The 18,003-nt window shown below is 67.6% G+C and carries 16 protein-coding genes, 1 tRNA gene and 2 pseudogenes; 11 read left to right on the forward strand and 8 right to left on the reverse strand.

The features are described from left to right. Positions 1-1,772 (reverse strand): ATP-binding protein (locus V5A38_RS02185; protein ID WP_332324109.1); only part of this gene is annotated, 1,772 nt, incomplete at its 3' end. A gap of 106 nt (positions 1,773-1,878) precedes the next feature. Between V5A38_RS02185 and V5A38_RS02190 the strand changes: the two genes are divergently transcribed. Together V5A38_RS02190 and V5A38_RS02195 are read left to right on the forward strand one after the other, a co-directional pair. After that, positions 1,879-2,208, forward strand: coding sequence for a hypothetical protein (locus tag V5A38_RS02190; protein ID WP_332324110.1), 330 nt, complete (start codon positions 1,879-1,881; stop codon positions 2,206-2,208). An 86-nt stretch (positions 2,209-2,294) separates the two neighbouring features. After that, the gene (locus V5A38_RS02195; protein ID WP_332324111.1) at positions 2,295-3,551 is read left to right on the forward strand and encodes an MFS transporter; all 1,257 of its coding nucleotides are present in this window, start codon (positions 2,295-2,297) and stop codon (positions 3,549-3,551) included. 117 nt (positions 3,552-3,668) lie between these two features. On the opposite strand, the gene V5A38_RS02200 is transcribed toward V5A38_RS02195, so the two are convergent. Continuing rightward, positions 3,669-4,958 carry a DNA double-strand break repair nuclease NurA gene (locus V5A38_RS02200; RefSeq protein WP_332324112.1) on the reverse strand — a complete coding sequence of 430 codons (1,290 nt, stop codon included), beginning with the start codon at positions 4,956-4,958 and terminating at the stop codon, positions 3,669-3,671. 236 nt (positions 4,959-5,194) lie between these two features. On the opposite strand from V5A38_RS02200, the gene V5A38_RS02205 reads away from it, so the two are divergent. Then, entirely contained in the window at positions 5,195-5,404 is a 210-nt protein-coding gene (locus tag V5A38_RS02205) for a hypothetical protein (RefSeq protein ID WP_332324113.1), read from the forward strand. Positions 5,405-5,534: 130 nt separating this feature from the next. Here V5A38_RS02205 and V5A38_RS02210 read toward each other — a convergent pair whose 3' ends face one another. Together V5A38_RS02210 and V5A38_RS02215 are read right to left on the reverse strand one after the other, a co-directional pair. Then, positions 5,535-6,554: a 5,10-methylenetetrahydromethanopterin reductase gene (locus tag V5A38_RS02210; RefSeq protein WP_345786265.1), complete on the reverse strand. Its 1,020-nt coding sequence runs from the start codon at positions 6,552-6,554 to the stop codon at positions 5,535-5,537. A 6-nt stretch (positions 6,555-6,560) separates the two neighbouring features. Continuing rightward, positions 6,561-7,319, reverse strand: coding sequence for a coenzyme F420-0:L-glutamate ligase (locus V5A38_RS02215; RefSeq protein WP_332324115.1), 759 nt, complete (start codon positions 7,317-7,319; stop codon positions 6,561-6,563). Positions 7,320-7,446: 127 nt separating this feature from the next. Between V5A38_RS02215 and V5A38_RS02220 the strand changes: the two genes are divergently transcribed. Next, positions 7,447-8,730: an NUDIX domain-containing protein gene (locus V5A38_RS02220; RefSeq protein WP_332324116.1), complete on the forward strand. Its 1,284-nt coding sequence runs from the start codon at positions 7,447-7,449 to the stop codon at positions 8,728-8,730. 161 nt (positions 8,731-8,891) lie between these two features. On the opposite strand, the gene V5A38_RS02225 is transcribed toward V5A38_RS02220, so the two are convergent. After that, complete coding sequence (locus V5A38_RS02225) at positions 8,892-10,064, reverse strand: HD domain-containing protein (protein WP_332324117.1); 1,173 nt, start codon at positions 10,062-10,064, stop codon at positions 8,892-8,894. A 108-nt stretch (positions 10,065-10,172) separates the two neighbouring features. On the opposite strand from V5A38_RS02225, the pseudogene cofD reads away from it, so the two are divergent. The 7 genes and pseudogenes from cofD to V5A38_RS02260 all read left to right on the forward strand — a co-directional run. After that, a pseudogene (cofD, locus tag V5A38_RS02230) lies at positions 10,173-11,159 on the forward strand (2-phospho-L-lactate transferase); the annotation flags it as partial. A gap of 144 nt (positions 11,160-11,303) precedes the next feature. Continuing rightward, complete coding sequence (locus V5A38_RS02235; RefSeq protein WP_332324119.1) at positions 11,304-12,068, forward strand: tRNA-dihydrouridine synthase; 765 nt, start codon at positions 11,304-11,306, stop codon at positions 12,066-12,068. After that, entirely contained in the window at positions 12,065-12,946 is an 882-nt protein-coding gene (locus V5A38_RS02240) for a triphosphoribosyl-dephospho-CoA synthase (RefSeq protein WP_332324120.1), read from the forward strand. Before V5A38_RS02235 ends, V5A38_RS02240 begins: the two co-directional genes overlap by 4 nt. Then, a complete protein-coding gene (locus tag V5A38_RS02245) occupies positions 12,943-13,581 on the forward strand; it encodes a DUF447 domain-containing protein (RefSeq protein ID WP_332324121.1) in 639 nt (212 codons plus the stop codon). The genes V5A38_RS02240 and V5A38_RS02245 overlap by 4 nt, the downstream gene beginning before the upstream one ends. A 62-nt stretch (positions 13,582-13,643) precedes the next feature. Continuing rightward, positions 13,644-14,849 carry an MFS transporter gene (locus V5A38_RS02250; RefSeq protein WP_332324122.1) on the forward strand — a complete coding sequence of 402 codons (1,206 nt, stop codon included), beginning with the start codon at positions 13,644-13,646 and terminating at the stop codon, positions 14,847-14,849. A gap of 116 nt (positions 14,850-14,965) precedes the next feature. Next, a pseudogene (locus V5A38_RS02255) lies at positions 14,966-15,253 on the forward strand (PAC2 family protein); the annotation flags it as partial. A gap of 220 nt (positions 15,254-15,473) precedes the next feature. Beyond that, positions 15,474-16,847: an NAD(P)/FAD-dependent oxidoreductase gene (locus V5A38_RS02260; protein ID WP_332324123.1), complete on the forward strand. Its 1,374-nt coding sequence runs from the start codon at positions 15,474-15,476 to the stop codon at positions 16,845-16,847. Between the two features lie 15 nt (positions 16,848-16,862). Here V5A38_RS02260 and V5A38_RS02265 read toward each other — a convergent pair whose 3' ends face one another. The 3 genes from V5A38_RS02265 to V5A38_RS02275 all read right to left on the reverse strand — a co-directional run bounded on the left by V5A38_RS02265 (position 16,863) and on the right by V5A38_RS02275 (position 17,948). After that, the gene (locus V5A38_RS02265; RefSeq protein ID WP_332324124.1) at positions 16,863-17,060 is read right to left on the reverse strand and encodes a 30S ribosomal protein S17e; all 198 of its coding nucleotides are present in this window, start codon (positions 17,058-17,060) and stop codon (positions 16,863-16,865) included. A 317-nt stretch (positions 17,061-17,377) separates the two neighbouring features. Next, positions 17,378-17,451 (reverse strand) — tRNA-Thr (locus V5A38_RS02270). A gap of 14 nt (positions 17,452-17,465) precedes the next feature. Beyond that, positions 17,466-17,948, reverse strand: coding sequence for a GNAT family N-acetyltransferase (locus tag V5A38_RS02275; protein ID WP_332324125.1), 483 nt, complete (start codon positions 17,946-17,948; stop codon positions 17,466-17,468). Positions 17,949-18,003 lie beyond the last annotated feature (55 nt).

The following is an 18,003-nucleotide window of genomic DNA, read 5'->3' on the forward strand; positions in this document are numbered from 1 at the left end:
ACCGGTTCGGAGTTGTCCGGCGAATACACTACCATCTGCCCTTTCTCCATATACGGCACCTTCTGGGCCAACTCTGTCGGGATGTTCACCGACGAAATCGCGTCCTCGTCGCCGAGGTTCAACACCACCTTCGTGTTCACCTGCTTGAACACCGGCTCCGCGACGTCCTGTGGGTCCTGCGTGATGAGGAACAGGCCGAGACGCTCCTTCCGGCCCTGCTTTGCGGCCTCGGTGAACTTGCTCACGACCTTCTGGGCCTGTACTGTATCCGCCGAGGAGAGGAAGTTGTGCGCCTCGTCCATCCCCAGCACCAGCGGCGTCTCCTTGATACGCTGGCTCTGGGGCGAGTTCGAGAGCTTGTCGTCGACGATGAGCGAGGAGAGCGCGAGCACGAACATCTCCTTGGCCCGCGACGTCGAGAGGTGGTAGGTCGGAACCACCGTCAGCCCGCCCGGTCGGACGAGTTCGTGGTCCAGTTCCGTGATCGGGCGGGCGTCCTGGTCGAAGACGCCCGATGGAATCCCGCGGACCCGGCGCTTGACGGCGTCGTACGTCGCCTCGTGGACCCGACCGGACTCTTCGAGCTCCTCTTTCAGTCCGGGGTCGTCGAGATAGGTGAGGAACTGCTGATACGTGCCCGAGGAACCGAAATCGCTGAAGAAGCGGTTCAACAGCGTCAGTAACGCCGGATACTGGTTGTCGTTGAGCCCGCTCCCGGCGACGAGCCACGGCATATTGTACTCGTCGACGATCGAAAAGGGGATCGTGAAGCGTACCTGCTCGGCGCGGTGGTTCTCGCCGCCGTAGGTCACGCCCGCCTCGACGGGCACCAGCGCGATGGTGTCGTCGTGGCCGCCGTGAGCCACCCCCTCGCGGTCGAGTTTCCGGGCGAACTGGTCGTCCATCGCGGGGTTGTCGTCGTGCATCTGGGCGTACTCGTCCTGTGGGTCGAACTGGACCACGGCGGGCGAGACCGCCCGGCCGTCGTCCATCGGGTAGCTCCGGTCCCCGTCGAGATACTGCCGGAGGACGTTCTTGGAGGCGTGGGTCTTCCCCGACCCGGTGCCGCCGGCGACGAGCGTGTGCCGGAACACCAGCGGGTCGCCGTCGGCGTACTCGTCTTTCACGCGATAGTCGACCGTCGGTGGGCTGGCGGCGGTCCGGACCTTCTCGCCGCCGACGGAGAGATGGCCCAGGAATACGCCGTTACTCGGGATCTTCAGCCCGGTCTTGATCTTCTCCTCGTCTTCCGCCTCGCGCACGAGCGCGCCGGGTTTGGGCACCCGGTCGGTCATCCGCCGTTTCAGTTCGCCGCCCTCATCGTAGACGACAGCGACGGGGTCGAGTTCGGCCATGAACTTGTAGTCGCGCTCCTCGAACCCCTCGCGGCGCATCTGTCGGCGGGCGTGAATCTCTGTCGCGTCATCGGACTGGAACTCCTGGGCGTACTCCAGGGCGGTGATGCGACAGAACAGCGACTCCGAATCGGGGTACGGGACGAGCAGATAGCTCCCGAGCCTGACGGATTCGCGGTTGCCCGTCGTCACGAACGCCCGGAGTGCGGTCTCCTCGCCGTCTTCGGAGACCCGCAGCCCCTGAGAGACGGAGACGGTGCCGAGCCCGCTGTCGGCGCCGGCCGGTTCGGCCGGATAGCGCTCGAACCGCTCCTCGTCTCCGTCCGGCGCCGCGGCGCTGCCCTCGTCGTCCACCCGGTCAGGGTCCGCCGCCCGGTCGTCACCGGCGTACTCTTCGAAATCCCCGAGATCGGTCATATTCGGTGCCACGGTGGCTCCGGGGATACGCCTTTCCCTGCCGAATTGGGTGGCGACCGCCGCCGCAGTCACCACCGCTAAGGCGCTTGCACGCTACGTTCCATCCATGCTTCAAATCCGCGGCCTTGGGGGGGGCACCGCTCTCACTGGCACCATCTTCGAACGGGGCGAGGAGGCGCCCTCGTTCAAGGGCGCGCCCGACGAGGAGGCGGCGTACGTCTGGGTCTGTGACGCCTTCTACGAGGTCGAAAGTGGTGGCACGCCCCTGGAGATCGACGGCGAGGAGATTCGCGTCGCCTTCGAGTCGCCGATGTCACGGGGGTTCGATACGCGCGAGCAAGCCATCGAGGCCGCGAAGGAACACATCCGGACCCAGTTCGCCCGCATCGGTGTCGACGACGTGGCGATCGAGGTGGAAAAGGAAGGACCCGCGTAGGGCTCCGACTTCCGCAAGGATATCATATTTCTTACAAAAATTCGGTTCCGGGAACGCCCATTATCGGGTCGCTCCTATATTCGTACATGAGCGATGCTGCGAGCCGCGGGGGCGGCGACGACGCCGGCAACCGCGGCCTCATCTACCGATACTACCTCTATCGGATCACCACATCCGCAGGGTTCTACCTCCCCGTTTCGGTCGTGATTTTAAAACACAAGGGGTTCGGGCTGGAGTTCATCGGTTTCGCGTACGCTGTCTACGCGCTCGGGACGCTGCTTTCGGAGATTCCGACGGGCTACCTCGGCGACAGGCTCGGCCGCCGGGCCAGCCTGGCGCTTGGCTGTCTGCTCCGGGTGTTCGTCATCGGGCTCTACCCGTTCCTGGAGACCGCTGGGGCGTATCTCGCGATCCATCTCGTCTGGGCCACCGGCCGCTCGTTCCGGTCGGGAACGCAGGACGCCTGGCTCTACGAGGTACTCGAGGCACGCTTCGACGAGTCGGCGTTCGCCCGCGTCGAGAGCCGCGGGAGAATGGCTCGACTGCTCGTCTCCGCGGGTGGCGCCATCGTCGGGAGCCTGCTCTACGGGATGAACCCGGCGTTCCCGTTCGTCGTCAATGCCGGTCTCGCGACGCTGGGGCTCCCGCTGCTGGCGACGTTCCCGGAAATCGCTGGCGCGAACGAGCCCGATGCAGCCGAGCGGTTCACCGTCGGCGACGCGCTCACACTGCTCCGGGTCCAGGCTCGGCGGCCCTCAATCCGGTGGTTCGTCGCCTACGCCGCGCTGTTTCACGCGCTGTTCCTGGTTACGCGCATCTACGAACAACCGGCGTTCGACGAGATCGGGGTGCCGGTTGCCGGATTCGGTCTCCTCTACGCGGGCTTCAAACTCGCGTCGGCGGGCGCAGCGTCGACGGTCGGCCACCTCGAAGCGTCTCTCGGAGTCCGTGGGGTGTTCGCGTTTCTGATACCGCTCTACGGGCTTGCCTACGCCGGGCTCCTGGTACTGCCGGCGCTCGTGATACCCGTGCTTTTCCTCAACCGCGGCCTCAGCACGGTGACTGCGCCGCTTCGCAACCAGTACCTCAACGACCGCCTGGAGAACGTCGGTCGGTCGACGGTGCTCTCCGGGGCGGCGATGGCCCTCGCCCTCGTCGGCGGCGTCGCACGAGTCGTCGCCGGCGCGGCTGCGAGCGGGCTCGATGCGGTCGCGCTGCTGGGCTGGGCCGGCGTCGTCATCGCGCCGCTCGCAACGGTAGCCTGGCTGGCAACCTCGCCGGTGCGGACGGCGGGCACTGACGAGGCGACGACCGGGAGCACAACCGTCGCGGCGACGGACTGAGTCGTGGAGGACGCCGCCGACGAACGGAGGCGACGAGGATTATCGGCGCGGATGAATGGGGCGTCGAGAAATCTCGGAGCCGATACGCTTCGGCGTCGACGAATCTCCGTCGCCGGCTCAGAACCCTTCTTCGGGCCAGCGCACGTCGTCGTAGCTCCGTAGGCGCTCGCTCTGGAACGTCTCCTCGAACTTCCGCCTGATGGAGGTTTTCTCCTCGGCGGATATCTTCGCGAGTTCGTCGGCTTTCTCGATTGCCTCGGGCGGCCCGCGCTGGGTCGCGACCTCGCTCAGGAGCTGCGTGGTGAGGGCCGACCGGGTCTCCAGGTCCCCCGTGACTGCCCGTGGGGCCTCGACCTTGTAGGTCACGTCGTTTCGCGGGTCGTAGAGGTAGCAGAACGTCACCTCGTAGGCCTCCGGGTCGAGCCGGCGTTCGATCCCCATCGCGTCGCCCTCCGCCGACATTGGCTCGTCAGAGGAGCCGCGCGAGACGAACCACGAGGTGAAGGTGAGGTCGTCCTCGTTTCGGGCGGCGGCGGGGTCGGCCGGTCCGTCGGCGGTCGTGCTGCTGGTCGTGCGTTCGGGCTCCGAATCCCGGCGTTCCAGCAGCCGGGTGAACAGCGCGGCGTCGTTGGCCCACGGGACGGCCGCCTTCTCCGAGAGGGTCCGGACGAGGAACCGCGAGGAGGGGTTCTTCACGAAGCCGGCGACGGGAACGCCCCGTTCGACGAACGTCTCCACCAGCCGGACGTAGTTCTCGATAATCGCCTGGGGGCTCGCCTCGCGGGCGGCTTCCGCGAGCACCGTCTCGCGGGAGTCCCAGTTAAACAACCGTTTGGGGTAGAGCGGGCCGTCGAGCAACAGGAGCTCGTCCACCTCGTCGGCGTGCTCCCTGGCGTGGGAGGATTCAGCGAGATAGAGCGCGAGTTCGTGGGTTACCTCGTCGGCGAAGCGGCCCACCTCGGGGACGTGGAGCACCCGGCGGCGGCTGTACCCGTCATCGTAGCGGGTCCAGCCCTGGCTGTAGTTCCGGGTTGCGTCGTTCGTGTGGACCGTCGAGACGAGCGAGCGCGAGCGGTGGAGGTCGAGATCTGTCGGCGCTGCGGCCATCGCTGCCTGCGCCACGTCGAGCAGCAGCCCGTTCTTGAACCCGGTTGGGTTGAGCGTCCCGGCGTCGAGGCCGTGGGTGGTGTCGAACGGCCGGTCCGCGAGCGCGATGTCGTCGATGGCGGCGGCACGCAGCGCCTGCTCGCCGAGGGGCTCGACCACGGGCCGGCCCTCGTCGTAGAGCGGATCGAGCAGCTCCCATGCGCGGGCGGCGTAGTCGTCGTGTTCGGCGTCGTCGACCGTGCCCGCGATGGAGGCGGCGATGCGGGCGATGTTGTCGACGTGAATCGGGTCGAGCGTCACAGCCGTGAGGTGGTCGCCAGGGAGTAAAACCCCCTCGCCGTCGACTCATAGTGAGTACTGCGAGTCTGTCCCGCCGTGACCATCCGTGTCGGTGATGGGAGCCCCTGAACCGGCGGCGTTCGACACCGTCGATGACACGATTCGCCGTAATCACTATCAGTCCCGGCGAGTTGCCCGCCACAGGACCGCGTTCCGCACACCGAAAAGGCAAGTAGGCGGGTGACGAACGCCCGCGTATGGCCACACTCCGGGCGTTCATCACGCAGGTCGTGCAGAGTATCTTCGAAATGGGGCCGAAGTTCGAGCCCGTCGCGACGCAGGACCCGCTCTCGGCGATCTCGATGGCGATGGGTGGCCTGTTCGTCCTCGGCGCGAGCGGCGTCCTCGCCTATCTCACGATCGGCGCCCTCATCGACCTGCTCGGCGCCTCGTCGTCGCCGCGGTAGCGTCTCTTCCATTCTTCGCTCATACTGCCGGACAGAATGATACAACCATCGCTCGCCGTGAATCGGCCGTCAGCTCGTGTGAGAGCCAGAGACTGGTGAGCGAGTCTGTACTGACTTCTGTCCGGCAGTATCAGCGCTCAGTCCGCTCTTCAGCCAGCGCCAGCGCCTCGCCAGCCAGCCCGACCGCTGCCTCCAGATCAGGGCCCAGCGGCGAGCCACAGACGACCCCATCGGCGTGTTCGAGCACCGCGGCCAGTCGGTCAGCCACCTCGTCCACCGTTCCGGCCGCACAGAACGCGTCGACCATCGCCGGCGTCACCAGGTCGAATGCTTCGCGGAACGCCCCCTCGCTGATGCGCTCGCCCACCTCGGTTGCGCGTTCGGCGTCGATGCCATGTCGCCCCAGTACCGGTTCGGGAGCCCCCGCGGTGATGAACGCCACCGGCGGATGCGCGGCCTCGCGAGCGGCCTCGCGCTCGGCTGCGACGCTGACGCTCGCGTACGCGAGGAACTCGAACCCGCCGCGGTGGTCCGGGCGCTCGCCCAGCCCTTCCGCCACGCGGTCACCAGCCCAGGAGAGACCAGCGGGATGGGAGCCGTTGAACAGCAGGCCGTCGGCGTGTTTGGCGGCCATCCGGCACATATGCGGCCCCTCGCCGCCGATGTACACCGGAATCTTCCCGGGCGGCTGGTAGTTCAACCCGGCGTCGTCGGCCTCGAACGCCCCGTCGTGGTCGATGCGTTCGCCGGCCCACAGCTTCTGGGCAGTTTTGAACGTCTCCAGCACCGGACGCAGCCCCCGTTCGTCGGCGTCGACACCGAGATTCCGGAGCGTCGAGGGGTCTCCTGGGCCGATGCCGAACACGGCCCGGCCACCAGACAACTCATCGAGCGTCGCGACCCGCGATGCCAGCGCGACAGGGTGAGTGTCGTGGGGGTTCGCAACGCCGGGGCCCAGGCGGACCGACTCGGTTCGCTCGGCGATGGTCGCGAGCGCCTGAAACGGGTCGCGATTGTTGTAGTGCGTCGAGGTGAACACCGTGTCGAACCCCTCGACCTCGGCGATCTCTGCGAGGTCGGCGAGTCGGCGTATCGGGTGTTCTGGCGTGAGTTCGATGCCCCGTCGGCCGCCGTCGGTGGTCGTATCCATCATCAGTTAGCCCTCGTACTCCCAGCCCCGCAGGGCCTGCCGAACGAAATCCCCGCGCATGTCCCGAAAGAGGTTCTCGCTACTGTCGTGGTCACCGAACTCCCAGTCCCGGACGACGACGACGGGATTGCCGCCGTCGCCCTCACCGGCCACCAGGTTCGCTGCGCCCGCGAGTTCGTCGATGACGCTCTGGACGGTCACCGACAGTTCGTGGCCGTCGCGGTCGGTTTCGCCGCGCCAGTCCCGCGAGGCTGGCATTCCGGCCCAGCCGATGGCGACGCCCCGCTGGCCGTGGCGGAACGGTCGGCCCGAGGTGTCCGTGATGATGACCGCCGGCGACTCGTCGAGGCGTTCGTGGATGCGCTCGGCGGACCGCGAGGGTCGCCGGGGGAGGAGCAGCAGGTCGTGGTCCGGGACGTTCGACCGGTCGATACCGGCGTTTACGCCGACGTGGCCGAACCGGGTCTCGGTGAGGATGAACGGCTCGTCCATCACCACGTCGGTGCTCTCCTCCAGCACCGCCTGGGCGAACCGCGGGTCCTTCTCCTCGCCGGAGAGCGCCGTCAGATTGCGGGCAATCTCGTTGGCCCGCGGACCGGCGGGGAACGCCTCGAGGTCGGCGGTCCGGCCCTCGGCTTTCGAGACGACTGTCGAGGCAACACAGAGCACGTCGTCGGAGCGGAGGTCGACCCGCTCGTCGATCATCGCCGCGAGGTCGTCGCCCTCGCGTATTTCCGGCAGACTCGGTACGGCGAACAGTTCCATGTGTCGGCGTGGGGTACCCCCGGCCAAAAAGACGTGGAATATCGCCGCAGGTGGTGAGAGCTGAGCAACCTTGCGGAGAGAGCTGGTTCGCCCCAAAACCGGAGTAGCCGGAGCGCTCACACCCCGTATGACCCACGTCGTGACCGTCTTCCTCCAGCACGGCGGCGAGATCCTTCTGCTCCAACGGAGCGAGGCCGTTGGCACGTATCGACGTCGCTGGGCCGGGGTCTCGGGCTACGTCGAACCCGAAACCGACGACCCGCGCGAGGACGCCGAACGCGAACTCCGGGAGGAAGTCGGCACGGTCGACGCTGCCCTCCGCCGCGCCGGCGACCCGCTCCACGTTATCGACGACGAGAACGACCGCGAGTGGACCGTCCATCCGTTCCGCTATGACACACCCGACCGCGCGGTGAACCCGAACGAGGAGGTCGCTAACTGGGAGTGGGTGTCGCCGGCGGCGATTCTCGACCGACCCTGCGTCCCCCGACTCTGGGCGACCTACCGTCGCGTCGGGCCGACAGTTGCGGACGTGGCCGGCGACGAGCAGCGCGGCTCGGCAGCGATTTCGGCGAATGCGCTGGCGGTTCTGCGCGATGCGGCCGCGGAGGCAGCACACGCGGATGACCTCGAGGCCCCGGCGTGGCCGAGTCGTGAAGCCGTCCGTGACCTCGCCCGCCGGCTTCGCGACGCTCGATCCGAGATGGCAGTCATCGCGAACCGCGTGAATCGCGTGATGGCGACGAGCGATTGCCTGGATGACCTCGCTGACCGCGCACACGAAACGCTGCTGGCGGCACAGAACGCGGACCAAGCGGCGGCCAGTGAAGCCGCGGCACTGCTCGGCGAGGAGTCAGCAGGGACGCCGACGGTCGTCACGCTGTCGCGCTCCGGGACCGCGCTCGCAGCGATTCGAGAGGCCGGTGCTGCGGTGATCGTTGGCGAGTCGCGGACCGCTTGTGAGGGTATCGATGTGGCCGAGGAACTGGCGGCCGCGGGGCAGTCGGTGACGCTGACCACAGACGCCGCGCTGGCGAGCGTCGTCAGCGGCGACGTCGGGCCGACGCCGGACGCGGCAGTCGTCGGCGCCGATGCGATACTGCCCGACGGCGACGTGGTGAACAAGGTCGGCACCCGCCCGCTCGGGCTCGCCTGCAAGCGAGCGGCGCTCCCGCTCTACGTGGTCGCCGCCCGCGACAAAATCGCCACCGAGGAGCGGGAAGGAAACGTGGAACGGGAGCCGGAAGCGCTCTACGACGGCGATTCCGCCGTGGCCGTCGAGAACCCGGTGTTCGACCGGACGCCGGCCGACTGTGTCTCCGGTGTCGTGACCGAGGACGGCGCGCTCGACGACGCCGAACTCACGGCGGCTGTCCGGACTCACCGCGAGCACGCCGCGGGGGACCAGTAACCCGGAACCGAGACGAACGACTCAAGCGGGACGACGACGAACACTCAGCGGGCGGCAGTGACGACGGTTACCCCCACCGAGCCCCGTGTGACGATGGGTTTTCACCGAGCCGCCCGTTCTTTCACTCCCGAGCGGCGCCGCTGGTCCGCCAGATTCGCTCGTTACGCCTGAACCCGTTCAGGAAGCCCGAGTACGTCGACGGCTGCCGACGCAACCGTCTCCTGTTCGCTCACAGGCGCGTAGACGCCGAGCCGCCAGCCGCTGCGCTGTGCCTGTCGGATGGCACTAACCAGGCCTGAGGCCTCCTCCAGTCGCTGGACCACGTCGTCGACGACGACCCGAGTGTTGGACTCCTTCATCGAGGGCCGCTGCGGCACGTCGACGATGACTTCGGTGTCCTCGACACCCGCCTGCTCGGCGATATCGCGCTCTGCCGCGCGTTCATCCTCGTGGCTCAACTCGACCAGATGGGCGGGCGTGTCCGAGAGCCCTGCCCAGACGGCGCGCTTGAACAGGTCGCGGCCCTCGATTCGCTCGCCCAACTCGGGGACCTGTTCACGGAGCGCAACCAGCAGGTCGTGGTCGGCCATCCGGGCGAACCCGTCGATATCCACGTCGTTCTCGCGGGAGAGCAGCAGTTCGGCGGCGCGTTCGAGCATCGACCCCGCGATGCGGGAGACGTGATGACGGTAGACGATGCCGTTCATCAGCCCACGGGCCAACAGCATCGACTCTGCAGTGTGAACGTTCCCCTCCGCGAGCACGAGTTCGCCGTCGCGGTAGCGCAGCGAGCGCACCAGCCGCCCGTGGTCGATCGAGCCGTACGGCACGCCCGTGTGGTGGGCGTCCCGGACGAGGTAGTCCATCCGGTCGACGTCGAGTTCACCGGAGATCAGTTGGCCGAGGTCGCCCTCGCCCCGGACGAGCGCCGCGACACGGTCGGGCGAGAGGTCGTGTTCGCGGAGGGTCTCGGCGACTGTTGTTCCCTCGAGAATCTTGCCAATCTCGTCGTGGTGCCGGCCGCTACGGCGCATGATGACCTCCTCGGTCTGGTGGCCGTAGGGACCGTGCCCGACGTCGTGCAGGAGCGCCGCCGCGCGGAGATGGGCCGCCCGGTCACCGTCGACGCGGAGGTGGGACAGCGCCTCGCTGGCGAGATGGTAGACGCCGAGAGAGTGCTCGAACCGCGTGTGGGAGGCCGAGGGGTAGACCAGCCGGACCGTCGAGAGCTGCTTGATGTGGCGAAGCCGCTGGACCGTCGGCGTGTCGAGCAGGTCAGCCGCGACGGGCGAGAGCGTCACCCAGTCGTGGACGGAGTCCTTGATCGCGTTCATACTGGGCCACTCGGGGCGAGCCCCAAAACCACCCCGGTGCTCGTCGGGGCAGCCGTCGCCCGCCGCCGAAGGGGACAGGTTCAACTCCGGGCACCCGAAACCCCGGATATGGTCACGTTCCTCGCCGGCGGCACCGGAACGCCGAAACTTCTGTCGGGTGATGGCCCCGTCTTTGCCCGCGATTCCGTCACCGTCGTCGGCAACACCGGCGACGACGTCGAACTCGGCGGCCTGCTCGTCTCGCCTGACCTCGACACCGTGCTGTTCGACGGCGGTGGTGTCCTCAACCGCGAGACCTGGTGGGGCATCGACGGCGACACGCACGAAACCGACGACGAACTGTTCCGGCTGGCCGACGCCGCCGGCCTGGAGGAGGGCCCTCGCTATCTGCCCGAGCAAGCCCAGACCGCCGGCCGAGAGATCGCCCGCTGGCGGCGCTTCTCCGGAATTGCAGAGTTCATGACGATCGGCGACCGCGACCGCGCGGTCCACATCACCCGCACCTCACTCATCGACGAGGGACACAGCCTCACCGAGGCGACCCGTACGCTCGCCGAGGCGTTCGAGCTCGACATCGACCTGTTGCCGATGAGCGACGACCCGGTGGCAACGATCATCCACACCCCCGAGGGAGCGATGCATTTCCAGGAGTACTGGGTCGCCAGGCGCGCGGACCCCCGCGTCGAGGACGTGGAGTTCCGCGGCGCGACCCGAGCCGAGCCGACAGCCCAAACGCTCGAGGCGCTCGCCAAGCCGGTTGTCGTCGGCCCCTCGAACCCCGTCACCTCCGTCGGGCCCATCCGAGCGCTGCCGGGCATCGACCGGGCGCTCCACCGAACACCCGTGGTCGCCGTCTCGCCGTTCGTCGGCGAACAGGCGTTCTCCGGCCCCGCGCCGGAACTCATGCGGGGCATCGGCGCCGACGCCTCCACTGCTGGCGTCGCCGACCTCTACTCCTTCGCCGACGCGTTCGTTCTCGATACCGAGGACGAGACGGAACTGGACCGCCCGGTCGTGCGCACCGACACGGCCATCGACAGGCCAGAAGACGCCGAACGGGTTTCACGTGCCTGTGCGCTCACACTGGCGGCGGTCGGCGACGACGGTACCGCCGCTGATCTCGGTCTCGCTGTCGACGCCATCGCGGTGCTCGACAGTGAGGATATCGACACGAGTCAACTTCCGCCGCTCGGTCCTGAATCAGACCGACCCGACCGCCCTGACCGCGAGGTGGTCTGAGTGTTCAGTCCCCGGCTCGCGCTCGCATCGCTCTCGGGCGAGGCCGACGCGGACTGGGCAGAGTTCGGGGCCGAGTGGGCCGGTGCGGCCTTTCTCGGCGGGATCTGTCTCGACGAACCAACTCGCGAAGCCGCCCGGAAGATGGTTGCCGACCGCGACCGCACCGAGTTCCTCCCGCCGGACCCGAACGCGTTCATCGACGACCAGCTCTCGGCGCTCGCGGACGTGGCTCTCCGCCCCGGCGTGAACGTGCGGTCGACGGCGACGGAACCGGTCCGAGCGGCGGCAGCCGTCGCCGCCACCCACGGCGCGGTACTGGAGATCAATGCCCACTGCCGGCAGGAGGAACTCTGTGCGGCGGGCTGTGGCGAGACGCTGCTCCGGAATCCGGGGCGGCTCGAACGACAGGTCGCTGCGGCGAGCAGTTCGGGCCCCAGGGTGAGCGTCAAGGTCCGAACCGAGCTAACGGGGGTCGACCTCGTCTCGGTCGCCAACCGAATCGAGGCCGCCGGGGCCGACGCGATCCACGTCGACGCGATGGACAGCGAATCTGTCGTTGCCGATATCGCCGACGAAACCGGGCTGTTCGTTATCGCCAATAACGGTGTACGAGACCGCGAAACCGTTCGGGAGTATCTCGAGTACGGCGCCGACGCCGTCAGCGTCGGCCGGCCGAGCGACGACCCGGAGGTGCTGGAGCGCGTCGCTGCTGCCGTCTCGGAGTGGGTTGCGGAGGGCGACCAGGCGGGGGTGGCCGAGCCGTGAGCCGCGAGAGCCCGCGGTCGCCGGCCGAGAACGCCGAACTCGCGCTGCTGCTCGAACTCGCAGGCACCCCGAAACCGGGGAACGTCGACCGCCACCGTGATCTCGAGGAGCTACGTTTCGAGCAGTTCCTCGCTGGCAGCGTCGGCAGCGCCAGTGGGTTGCGGATGGCCGCCGCAGGCGCGCCGCTCGGCCGGGCGTTCGAGCGCTCGGTTGCGGGGATGAGCCGGCAGTCCGGCGGGAACACCCAGTTTGGCTGTCTGCTCCTGCTCACGCCGCTGGTTGCGGCGGCTGCACAGGACGACCTCTCGCCCTCGGGGGTCGAGCGCCGCTGTCGAGCGACGACGGTCGACGACGCCGTCGCGTTCTACCGCGCGTTCGAGCACGTCGACGTTGCTGTCGGCGACCCGCCGGAGGGCGCCGATGAACTGGACGCTCGCCGCGGTGCTGCTGCTGAGCCAGCGCTTCGTGAGCGTAACATGACGCTCTGGGACGTGATGGAACTCTCCGCCGACCCACCCGCTGGCGAGCCGGACACGAACGGGCTGGAGTGGGTCGAGGGGTTCCCGCGGACGTTCACAGCAGCCGACGCGGTGCTGGCTGACGACGGCCCGGTCACGGACCGGACAGCCCGCTGTTTCCTCGACATGCTCGCCGCGGAGCCGGACACGCTGGTTGCGACGAACCACGGTGCCGACACCGCTCGCGAGGTGCAGCAGCGAGCAGGGAAGACGCTCACGGCCGTGCGCGAGAGCGGCTCGCTCGACCCGGCCGAGGAACTTGCCGAGGCGTTCGTCGTCGAGGGGATCAACCCCGGCACGACAGCCGACCGCACCGCTGCGACGCTGTTCGTCGCGCTCGAACGGGGGCTACGGGTATGAGTGGCAACGAGCCTGGCGGCTGGTCGCCCGAGAACCACGCTCCGGAGGGGTGGCCAGTGCCACTCCGAGGCGTCACTGAGTCGGTGATCGCGACGCTCGGACCGAACGAGCGCTGGAACGTCGCTGCGCTGGGGATTCACGCTGGTGACCCGGTGACAGCACGGACTTACGGTAACACCCGAACACGTCGGAACTTCGGCCGGCAGGGCGGGGGCGTCGTCCAGTTCGTTGCCGACCCTCGGGAGTTCGTCGACGCCGCACTCTCGATTCGAGAAGAGCCGTCGCCGGTGCTCGACTCCGCCGACGCCTGGGTGGACGTCGAGGTCGAGCAGGTCGGGAGCCACGAGGAAGCGGGAACCACCATTCGGAAGTGGGAGCTCCGCCCGGTCGACAGCGCGGTGGTACGGGAGCGCCCGATGACGACCAACCGCGCGTTCGCCGCCGTCGTCGAGGCGACAGTGGCTGCCTCTCGGCTCGACACGCCGGGGTTCGAGACGGCGACGCTACTGGACCGGCTGACCTTTTTCGCTGACGTGGTCGAGCGCTGTGGCGGCGCGCGCGAGCAGGAGGCGATGGCTCGCGTCGGGGTGTATACGGACTGGCGCGAGCGCATCGAGGTGGACGAGAGCCGGTAAGGGTGGCGCCCTACCGACACGGACTTGCAGGGTGCGCGAGTTGTGCCGGGCAGGATGGATGAATGCTCGACCGCCTGAAGCGGGAGGGGCTCTACGGAGGGCCGCCGCTGGTGCTGGGGCTCGCGGTACTGGCGAACTACAGCTCCTCGGCCGGCCGGGTGATGATCAGCCCGCTCGTTCCCGCCATCACCGGCGCGTTCACCGTCTCCAACAGCGTCATCGGGCTCGCGCTGACGGGGATGTGGGTCGCGTTCGCGCTCACGCAGTTCCCGAGCGGCGTTCTGAGTGACCGCTACGGCGAGCGACGACTGATTCTGCTCGCACTGGCGCTCATCAGCCTGGGCGGTCTGCTCGTCGCCGTGGCGCCGACGTTCTCGGTGTTCGTGCTCGGGGTGGTGCCGCTGGGCGGGGGCTCGGGACTCTATCTCGTCGCCGCCACCTCCTACCTCACCAAGCAGTTCGAGGAGACGGGCGCCGTGCTCGGCTTCCACAGTACCGGCGCCTCGCTCGGGGGGCTGACGATTCCGGTCGTCGTCGTCGCCGTCGCGGCGCGGGCCAACTGGCGCGCCGGGCTGCTCGTCGGCGCGGGGGTCGCGGCGGCAGCGTTCGCACTGTTCGCCCGCTACAGCACGGAGTCCGCGAAGGCCCGTCCCGAGATGAGCGTGCGTGCACAGTTCGAACTCCGCGCCCTGCTGGCGCATCTGCAGCGCCGCGGCCTCGTGTTCACGACGCTGCTGGCCGGGCTGAGCTACTTCGCCTACACCGCGACGGCGTCCTTTTTCCCAACGTTTCTCGTGGAGTCCTGGGACATGTCGACGGCTCGGGCGAGCGTCGCATTCGCGGCCATCTACCTGATCCGGAGCCTGCTCAACCCGGTGCTCGGCCGGCTCTCGGACGGAGTGGGTCGGGACCCGATTCTGGCGCTCTGTTTCGTCATCGGCGCCGGCGGCTACCTCGTCCTGCTCGTACCGGGAGCGACGGTCGTCCTGGTCGCCGGCGTCGGACTCCTCGGCGCCGGGATGTCCTTCGGCGGCGTCATCACGTCGCGGTTCATGGACGAACTCGGTGACGACGAGCGTGGCCAGGGCTACGGCTTCGCGAACACCATCGCGAACATCGTCGGCTCGGCGGGGAGCGTCGTCACCGGCACACTCGCAACTGTCTCGGGCTGGCCAGCCGCCGTTGGCCTCCTGCTCGGTCTGCTCCTGCTGGCGGCGCTGGCTATCGGTGCCAGCAGGCTGCTCGACGTCGAGATTCAGGCCCGGTAGGCACTGGGGCTGATTCCCGAGCGGTTGTACCGTGCAATACGGCTAACCTACTGCCCGACAAGACTCACTGTATGTGAGAAACACCCACGATTCTCGACTGGACCGAGAAACACGGCGTGGAGAACGCCGCGATACTCGAGGGTATTCGCTACAGGCATGGCCCGGAGGGTCAGCAGACCTACTACGTCGCGACGGAGGATTATCGGAAGAAGCGCCCGGCCGACGTCGATGTGACGCCGATGGAGAGAGGGTTTCTCGATGGGGTAAACGGCGCGTTAGTCGAGCGGGGCATCGGCTCCTCGCTCACGGTGGGTGTCTACATCACGCCCGTTCACGACCAGATGCCCGACGTAGAAGCGGCGATCCATCTCGTCGAGACGGTGAACGACGTATACGAGCTCGGTGTCGATACTGGCCCACTCCAGGAGTTCGCCGCCGAAGTCGCACGCGACTACACCGACCTCGCAGAGCGCTACCGAGAGCAATCCAAGGAAACTGATACGTTCGCCGGCCGGATCTACATGTCGGCCGGCGGGGAGAACTGCGGACGGTCCTGTCACCGGATGCGGACGGCTCCGCCGGGATGCAGTAAGTTTAACGCCGCCAACCTGCACGTCACAGGGTATGGAACGCGTAGACGTCGCTATCGTCGGCGGCGGGCCCGCGGGCACGTCCGCTGCCCACGCGGCCGCGTCGCAGGGCGCCGACGCACTCGTGCTGGAGAGGGGAGTGCCCCGCGCCGACCGGGAGGGGCTCGGTCCCGACTCGACCGACGCCGCCGGAATCCTCGATTATTGGGTCGACATCATGGGCATCCACCCCGACGAGATGCCGGACGGGGTGGTCCAGAACGTCCTCGACCGTGCGGAGTTCCGCGGACGGACGAACTCCTGTTCCCTCCGTTCGACAGGCATCGACGCCTCATACGACGCGTTCGGGTACACGTTCAACCGCGCGCGCTTCGACGACTTCCTCCGTTCGCGTGCGGAGGACGCCGGCGCACACTATCGCACCCAGGCATCGGTGAAGGGCGTCGAGACCGACCTGCACGGATCGCCACGACACACGCTCGCGCTTGCTAACGGGGAGGCGGTTGGTGCCGACTACCTCATGCTCTGTGACGGTCCCCAGCGTACCGTCACGCTCGGCGTGCTAGACGAGTATCTTCCCAACAGCATGCTGGCCTCCGAGCGGCTCTCCCCGCCGACGGCCAACCATATCGCGTATCAGGAGTACCGGAAATTCCCCGAGGAGGTGTACGAGCAGGTGCAGGACGCTATTGTCTTCTGGTGGGGGCTCATGCCGGGCCACACCGCCTACCCCTGGGTGTTCCCGAACCAGGACCGGGTCTGTCGCGTCGGGCTGACGATGCCCATCGGCATGGATATCGACGACGTGGCCGAGCGCGAGAAGTACGACCTGCTCCGACCGGAGGACGAGCGCATCCCGCAGGGCGCGACGTATATCGAGCGGTTGCTCGAACGGGAGTACGGCGATGCGTACGAGCTCGCAGATTTCCCTCTCGTGGAGAATGCGGGGAAGAGCAACGGGACGGAGACCTACCCCATCTCCTCGACCCGACCGGTCGAGTCACCGGTTGGCGCCGGCATCGCCGTCTGTGGTGGGGCGATGGGAACCACTTCGGCGTTCCACGAAGGCGGTGACCACCTCGCGGTGCGGACCGGCGCTATTGCCGGTCGACTGGCGGCGAACGGCGAACTCCATCGCTACAACGACGAGTGGCGCGCAGCCATCGGCGACGAACTGCTGCGGAACGTCGCGCTCGCGGAGATGGCCGAGGGGTACGGCCCCGACGACTGGGACAATGTGTTCAGCGCGGGTGAGAAGATGCTCGCGGAGGGGATGAGTTCGGAGATGCTCTCCCAGAAGCTCGGGGCAGGACTCTCCGGGCTCCGGCTCATCGGGCGCTACCGGTTGACGCGCTACCGGAACCGGCGTCGATACGTACAGCTCACCGAGGACGAGTATAGCTACTGAGCTCGAAAAATCGCGTTACGCTTCGGCTGCGGCCGCGCCGGCCTTCTTCCGCGTGACGTAGCCTGCGATGCGGTTGCGGACGTTCTTGGACTCGACGTCTGTGAGCGCGTCGACGCTCTCCTTGTTCGTCTCGAAGTTCTGGTTGAACGACTGGGGGTACTTCTCCAGCAGGAGCGTCCCCATCTGTTTGACGTATTTCGGCTTGATTGCCATACGTCTGAGTTCCCGGGAGAGCCACTAAAGCGATTCGTTCCTCGCAGGAGGGCCAGCCGGGGGATTCTCAGCGTGTCCGGCGGAGCCGAAAGCCTGGACCGGGAGTCGAACCAGGTCAGGAGGTGCTCGCTCGTTCCTCGCTGTGCACCCCCTGCAGGCTTCGACTCCAACGGCTCTTCATCTCCGCGTTCGCTCCGAGAAGAGCCTGGACCGGGAGTCGAACTCGGGCAAGAAATGCTCGCTCGTTTCTCACTGCGCGTTCCTCGCCTGCTCGACTCCTTCGGAGGCTTCTACTCCTCACTTCGTTCGGAGAGAGAAGCCTGGACCGGGAGTCGAACCCGGGAAGTCTCGATTACAAGTCGAGTGCATGAACCACCCATGCTCTCCAGGCGCAGTAGCGCCTACTCAATGCTCCTTTGTGTGGTTGTCGTTTTCCGGTGACCGCTCCAGCTCCACCCGATGCGGTTCGTATCCGTGGCGTGCGTAGAACCGCCGGGCCGCGTCGTTAGGTGCCAGCACCTCCAGACACACCCGGTCTGCACCCGCATCGACCAGCTCCTGTTCGGCCCGTTCGAGCAGATCGCCCCCGATTCCCCCATGCCGGTGGTCGGGACGGACGTAGAGGTTCTCGATTACGCCGCGCTCTACGTCCTGGACGTAGTCTCCCCCTTCCGGCGCGAACTGGACGAACCCCACGATATCGTCGGTTTCGGTGCGAGCGACGAGGACGCCGCCGGTGACGATGTGGCGCGACAGCCCTTCCCGAACTGACTCGCGGTTCGGCTCCGGCTGGAGGTGAGAGCCGTGGGCGCGCTGATCACGTGCGAGCTCGACCCAGAGCTCTGCCAACCGGTCTACGTCCGATACCGCCGGCGCCACGATGCGCATACTGATAGTACCCCGTCCCGACGAGTAAGAACTGTCGACCCGGCCGGCAGCCAAA

The sequence above is a fragment of the Halolamina sp. genome (assembly GCF_036626355.1).
In the GTDB taxonomy this organism is placed as follows: domain Archaea; phylum Halobacteriota; class Halobacteria; order Halobacteriales; family Haloferacaceae; genus Halolamina.

Excerpts from the sequence above, each read along its gene's own strand:
- V5A38_RS02190 (WP_332324110.1), top strand. The coding sequence starts at position 1,879 with ATGCTTCAAATCCGCGGCCTTGGGGGGGGCACCGCTCTCACTGGCACC.
- V5A38_RS02195 (WP_332324111.1), top strand. The coding sequence starts at position 2,295 with ATGAGCGATGCTGCGAGCCGCGGGGGCGGCGACGACGCCGGCAACCGC.
- V5A38_RS02205 (WP_332324113.1), top strand. The coding sequence starts at position 5,195 with ATGGCCACACTCCGGGCGTTCATCACGCAGGTCGTGCAGAGTATCTTC.
- V5A38_RS02210 (WP_345786265.1), bottom strand. The coding sequence starts at position 6,554 with ATGGATACGACCACCGACGGCGGCCGACGGGGCATCGAACTCACGCCA.
- V5A38_RS02215 (WP_332324115.1), bottom strand. The coding sequence starts at position 7,319 with ATGGAACTGTTCGCCGTACCGAGTCTGCCGGAAATACGCGAGGGCGAC.
- V5A38_RS02220 (WP_332324116.1), top strand. The coding sequence starts at position 7,447 with ATGACCCACGTCGTGACCGTCTTCCTCCAGCACGGCGGCGAGATCCTT.
- V5A38_RS02225 (WP_332324117.1), bottom strand. The coding sequence starts at position 10,064 with ATGAACGCGATCAAGGACTCCGTCCACGACTGGGTGACGCTCTCGCCC.
- V5A38_RS02245 (WP_332324121.1), top strand. The coding sequence starts at position 12,943 with ATGAGTGGCAACGAGCCTGGCGGCTGGTCGCCCGAGAACCACGCTCCG.
- V5A38_RS02250 (WP_332324122.1), top strand. The coding sequence starts at position 13,644 with ATGCTCGACCGCCTGAAGCGGGAGGGGCTCTACGGAGGGCCGCCGCTG.
- V5A38_RS02260 (WP_332324123.1), top strand. The coding sequence starts at position 15,474 with ATGGAACGCGTAGACGTCGCTATCGTCGGCGGCGGGCCCGCGGGCACG.
- V5A38_RS02265 (WP_332324124.1), bottom strand. The coding sequence starts at position 17,060 with ATGGCAATCAAGCCGAAATACGTCAAACAGATGGGGACGCTCCTGCTG.
- V5A38_RS02275 (WP_332324125.1), bottom strand. The coding sequence starts at position 17,948 with ATGCGCATCGTGGCGCCGGCGGTATCGGACGTAGACCGGTTGGCAGAG.